Here is a 5,656-nt window from a genome sequence, read left to right on the forward strand (position 1 = left end):
AATCCCCCCAACCCCCCTTAATAAGGCAGGGCTGATTCGTTCCCTAAAAATCTTGAAAAATCAAGGGTTTCGCGCAAATCTTTATTGGTAATTTTGCTACCAAGGCGCCGATAAAATAAACAATCACACTTATATTTATGTGCTTAAAAGTCTATTTCATTGCTACCCATACTTATGATTTTTATAGCTAACCATCTTGACAAATCCGATTTGAGAGGGAATGAAACAGCCCTGCTTAATAAGGGGGGAACAAGAGTTTTGGCCTACGTTTTAATAAAGAGACAAGATTTTTAGCCCAGGTTTTAATAAAAAGGCAAGATTTTTAGCCCCCCTTATTAAGGGGGGTTGGGGGGATCAAAAAATCTGAGTATTTCAAAAACCTAGCTCACACTCAAGCTAGAGGAAATACTCTACCTTGACTTATTATCCTGAAACAAGAGTGCGGGAGTTATAAGTTTATCAATGGAAGCTTATCGTGTAGACGTTCACCATACCACCAGGAAGTGATGTAGCTAAACTTAATTTACCTGCGTTTATAGTTGAGTTTGTTTTTGAAACGGTAGCGCAACGGCATGTAAGGATTACGCAATCCTTGAATTAACCTTTCTGCTGGAACCCACTTGCTCAAAAAACAGGGAGGTACGGCGCCAATCTTAAGTAGTTCTACAGCAAGTCTATCGTTTTGTCCCATTTGCCGAGATTCAAGTATCTCATCCACCGCACTCTGCCAATCTGTTATTTCTCCTGGCCAATTTACATGTAAAGAAGCAGCTTCGGCTACCTCCTCTAAAGCGCTATTCACTAAAACCTCAAGTAAACTACGAGGTGTATCCGCAAAACTGGCAACAGCTAACTGCAATTCTACTGGTTGCTGCAATAACTGTTCGGGGGCACCTAAAAATGCCTGCAAATCCGATGCACTGACTGACTGGAGACGCTGCATAGTTGTAAAAATATTTATTTAGTATATTTATACTGTAAAATTGTAGTTATTGGAAGCTTTTACAGCTTATTTTTATAATTCCCAGTCGGAAGGCAAATATATCTACATGAGGCACCGAGAACTGCACAAATCTCTCTTCCTCCTCTCTGTGCCACGCCACTTGCGCGACTCGGGAGGAACCCCTACACGGCAGTGGCTCCTCTGCGCCTCTGTGGTGAATCAAAATTCTAAGCGCATGAAAATTTATGTATATAAATACAACAATTAAACTATATAGCAACATTGTACTGATTGAAATCTACCACGTCTCCATAGGTGTGAGCGAAAAGTGAATGACAGCAGATCCACTCTTTTATAAAATCTTCAATGACTTGCCGGAACTATTCTTTGAACTCATCGGTGAACCACAGCACGATAAAACTGCATACTCGTTCGGTGCAGAAGAAGTTAAGCAACAAGGTCTTCGGTTGGATGGTTTATTTACAACGCGCTCAGGGTATAGCTTCATGCCACTTTACTTTGTTGAAGCACAAGCATATAAGGACAGTAACTTCTACAACGCCTTTTTTGGCAAAATAATAATGTATTTGACTCAGCATAAACCACCAAACAAGAAATGGTATGCTATTGTCATCTACGATAAACGCAGCAACGAAAAAACACTCCCACCATATTTAGAGATATTCTTACCTGTCTTACGTCGGTTTTATCTAGACGAACTAGGTAAAGACCCTAATCAATCTTTAGGTGTAGGAATTATGCGTTTAGTCGCCGAGAAAAAAAGCAAAAATAAAACTGGGGAGTTAGCTCGACAGATGCTTTTTAAGGCAAATTCGGAAATTACCAGTCCCGCTTTAAAAGAAAAAGTTCTACAATTTATTCAAACGGTGGTAGTAGATAAACTTCCGAATCTAACAGTAAAGGAACTAGAAGCTATGCTTGAATTAGAATCACTGAGAAAAAGCAAGGTCTATTTAGAAGGGGTTGAAGAAGGACTTGAAAAGGGACGACTCGAACAAAAAATAGAGACAATTCCTATCTTACTAGAGGTAGGGTTAACTATTGAGCAAATAGCAGAGCGCTTAAAGCTGGATGTGAAAACTGTTCAAGATAATATTAATAAGTAACATTCTGTCACCACACGTTTTTGTTCAATAACATTTATATGGTGGGCTACAGCCCACCGCTACTATTTATACTTTTGACAAGTTTTAAATTACACAAATCACGGAGGTTTATAAAGCTTTATTGATTCGAGTAAATACTATTATTTTATGAACACTTGTTGTAATTGAGGTTCAGTAAAATTGCTACAATTTAGGTAAATTAGTTTGTAGTAGCGCTCATAGCGCACGCAAACTAGTAATATTAACTTGAATGCACGTCAGTTAACCTATGTTCTTCATAAATTATTAAATTTCTATACGTAATCTTACTAATTAAATCTGTAAACTCAGTATATCTATTGAAATGATAAATATATCCGAAAACTCTACAATGACGGCTTGAAAAAACTCGCTGACAATTTAAGCATAATTAAGATAGATAAGGTTAACAAAAGTGTCAGGATCAAAATTTATTGTTGCCGTAATTGGTACGGCAGTTGTTGCAGGTGGCGCCTTTGCTGCGTATACATATTTTCTTAAAGGTCCTTCTGGTGATGCATCCGGTGCCTTAGCAAGTGCTAAAATAGTACCAGACGAGGCATTAATGGCAGGATATATCACAACCGACCCAAAAGCCTGGGCAAAAATTGAACAGTTTGGCACTCCTGAAGCACAACAATTGTTTGCTAAAGGTATGGGGGAATTTAATAAAAGTCTAGAAAAAGACGGTGTTTCGTATGAAAAAGACGTTAAACCGTGGGTGGGAGGGATAATGTTTGCCGTGTTACCACCAAGTCCAGTTAAACCAGCACAGGCAAAGTCTACTCGAAGCACACCAGATGTTGATATGCTGATGGTGATCGGGATTAAAGATAAAATATCGGCTTTAAATTTTACAAATAAACTCAAGTCTCAAAAAGATATAAAATTCACAGAAACTGATTATAAAGGGTTCAAAATTACCGAATCAAAAGGTGAAGCAAAAGATAAAATACAAGATAAAGCAGAAGGTAAAGATACCCCTTCATATAGTACTGTTTTAGATAATACTTATGTTGTAGTAGCTTCAAGTAGACGCTCGGTTGAACAAGCAATTGATACATTCAAAGGTGAACCATCGCTGTTAAGCAAACAAGGCGCCAGCGAAATTTTGAGTAAAGGTGCCGACTTAAAAAACACCGTTGCTCAAATATTTGTACCTGACTATGGAGGAATGGTTGAAGCGATAATCAAATCTGATCCCGAAACCGCAAAAATTCCACCAAAAGCTTTAGAGTCACTCAAACAAGTTAAATCAATGGTGATAGGATTTGGAATTGACGACGTTGGTATACGGATGAAGGCAACTGCAAACCTTGACCCGAAGTTGAACGTATATCAATATGAGTCAACCAATTCCAAAATAGTTTCTACATTCCCTGCTGAGACATTTGCTCTAATCAACGGACAAGGTATAAATCGTTGGTGGAATGCAATGCTTGACCAATCAAAAGATATTCCTGAACTTCAGACAGCTTTAGGCGCCGCACGTACTTACACCAGATATGCAAATATTGACTTAGACAAAGAAGTATTTGCTTGGATGGACGGCGAATTTGCATTAGCTGCAATTCCTTCGAGTCAAGGATTACTAGCACAAACAGGATTTGGTGGCGCCTTAGTATTTGACACCAAAGACGATAAGACAGCTAGATCAATGTTCGCCAAACTCGATAATCTTGTCAAAGCTCAAAATGTCAGCGTTAAACAGCGCAATATTGGTAGTAAACAAGTTACCGAATGGGACGTTCCAAACCAAGGTGGAGTACTCGCACATGGTTGGCTTGACCAAGATACCGTATTTGTAGCATTGGGCGCCCCAATTGCGGATGTAATTACAACGCAAAACGGTAAATCACTGGAAAATGATGATTCTTTCAAAACTATTACCAATTCATTACAAAAACCCAATGGTGGTTACTTTTACCTCGATATGGACAAAACAATGACATTGGTAAATAAATTTGCAACTGGCAAGTCGGCTATCGACCCGGAGTCAAAAGCTATTTTAAGCTCAATTCGTGGTGTGAGTATGACTGCAACCAGTCCTGACAAAACCTCAAGTCAAGTAGAAATGTTGCTATCACTCAAACCAAAAGGTTCTAAATAGATATTTTATTTCTTTGTAGAGACGCGATTTAATCGCGTCTCTACGTTATCTGTAACAACGTAAACAATATTTAGATAATTACTAATATTAACGAGACCGATTTTCTAGTCCATGATAAACGTTTAAAATTACAACATCATCTTCCAAAATAATATAGTGAATTATAAAACCGTATTTACCAAAAGAAACTAAAAGTTTTCGTAGCCGAGCTTTTTCATTTGTTTATATGATTCAAGGTGTAAAAGCAGGTTATCAACCACAGGCGCCTGATACTTGTGCTGATAAGGCAATAGCAACAAGTTGGTCAATAGGTACATTTTCTTTAATAGAAGACGGCTTCCAATACTGCTCGGTTAAGAAAATTCGATAAACCTATAAACCTTGTAGAGACGCGATTAATCGCGTCTCTACGAGGTTTGGTGGCAATTACCAAATTTAACGGAACATCAAATTTTAGCGATTCGCGCCGGTTTTGATTTTGCGACGACGTAACCACATTCCAGCACCTGTTACACCTAAGAGTGCTGCCATTGTTCCCGGTTCAGGTACTGCGGATGTTTTTAAGTTATCTTTACCGAAGTCTACAACGAACATGACATCGTTATAGTCTTTGTCACCACCATTACGTAAGTCTTCAAAGCCCAACATTAGGTAATCACCGACTTGCCAAGCCATCAAGTGCTGCAAACGGTCTGGATTGAGTTCTGTTATACCACCATAAATATCACCATTCCGAGGTGAAGCACTCGCACCATCAGCTTTGATTAAGAAGTTTAACTGTGTATTACCTTTTAATGTACCCAAGTTAACAAAGTCACCAATGTCTAATACACCATCCTTTTCACCTAATTGACAACCCTTATTTTTACCATTGCTAATATCGCAGGAGACATCACTAAAAATCATCCCTTTTTCATAACCACTACCCCTAGTTGCTTCATAAGCTAATTGGTTGCGATAGCTTGCACCTTCATTAAGGAACCAAACACGAACATCATGAGCTTGTTTTAAAAACAGAGTGCTAGGGTCTAATTTTTGGGCAACAACTTGATCACCTGGTATTTCTCTACCTTCTTTTTGTACTAGTGCCTGGAATTGAGGAATTAAAGCTTGGAAACCTGATTTATCGAGTGACTTATCTTGAATACCAGGTGTTTTGTCCCAATTACCCCAAGCTCCATTTGCCGCAGTAATAGTTGATGTCGCCTTTTCTAATGCTATTGCTGCCATTACTTGGGCATCTTTAAAGGCACTTAAAGCGTTATCCGCAGCGCTTTGAGCTGTGTTGTATGAGTTTAAATCGCTTTTTGCTGTGTTTTGAGCTTTGTTGTAAGAATCTGAATCAGTTTTTGCTGTGTTTTGAGCGGTGGTGTAGGAACTCAAATCAGTTTTTGTTGTGTTTTGAGCGGTGGTGTAGGAACTCAAATCAGTTTTTGTTGTGTTTTGAGCGGTGGTGTA

General features: G+C 38.6%; 5 protein-coding genes. 3 read left to right on the plus strand and 2 right to left on the minus strand.

Annotated features, from left to right (window positions below; genetic code table 11):
- Positions 1-523 precede the first annotated feature (523 nt).
- Positions 524-943 carry a hypothetical protein gene (locus AC2JBO_RS42520; RefSeq protein WP_496959650.1) on the minus strand — a complete coding sequence of 140 codons (420 nt, stop codon included), beginning with the start codon at positions 941-943 and terminating at the stop codon, positions 524-526.
- 332 nt (positions 944-1,275) lie between these two features.
- Between AC2JBO_RS42520 and AC2JBO_RS42525 the strand changes: the two genes are divergently transcribed.
- The 3 genes from AC2JBO_RS42525 (at position 1,276) to AC2JBO_RS42535 (ending at position 4,568) form a co-directional block, all read left to right on the plus strand.
- Positions 1,276-2,070: an Rpn family recombination-promoting nuclease/putative transposase gene (locus AC2JBO_RS42525; RefSeq protein WP_496959651.1), complete on the plus strand. Its 795-nt coding sequence runs from the start codon at positions 1,276-1,278 to the stop codon at positions 2,068-2,070.
- Positions 2,071-2,503: 433 nt separating this feature from the next.
- Complete coding sequence (locus AC2JBO_RS42530) at positions 2,504-4,198, plus strand: DUF3352 domain-containing protein (protein WP_496959652.1); 1,695 nt, start codon at positions 2,504-2,506, stop codon at positions 4,196-4,198.
- 226 nt (positions 4,199-4,424) lie between these two features.
- Positions 4,425-4,568 carry a hypothetical protein gene (locus AC2JBO_RS42535; RefSeq protein WP_496959653.1) on the plus strand — a complete coding sequence of 48 codons (144 nt, stop codon included), beginning with the start codon at positions 4,425-4,427 and terminating at the stop codon, positions 4,566-4,568.
- Between the two features lie 83 nt (positions 4,569-4,651).
- On the opposite strand, the gene AC2JBO_RS42540 is transcribed toward AC2JBO_RS42535, so the two are convergent.
- Positions 4,652-5,656, minus strand: a 1,005-nt coding sequence (locus tag AC2JBO_RS42540) for a DUF4114 domain-containing protein (RefSeq protein ID WP_496959654.1), incomplete at its 5' end; no start/stop codon positions are given.

The organism is Calothrix sp. CBUCES-K 9914, assembly GCF_059640475.1.

Excerpts from the sequence above, each read along its gene's own strand:
- AC2JBO_RS42535 (WP_496959653.1), top strand. The coding sequence starts at position 4,425 with ATGATTCAAGGTGTAAAAGCAGGTTATCAACCACAGGCGCCTGATACT.
- AC2JBO_RS42520 (WP_496959650.1), bottom strand. The coding sequence starts at position 943 with ATGCAGCGTCTCCAGTCAGTCAGTGCATCGGATTTGCAGGCATTTTTA.
- AC2JBO_RS42525 (WP_496959651.1), top strand. The coding sequence starts at position 1,276 with ATGACAGCAGATCCACTCTTTTATAAAATCTTCAATGACTTGCCGGAA.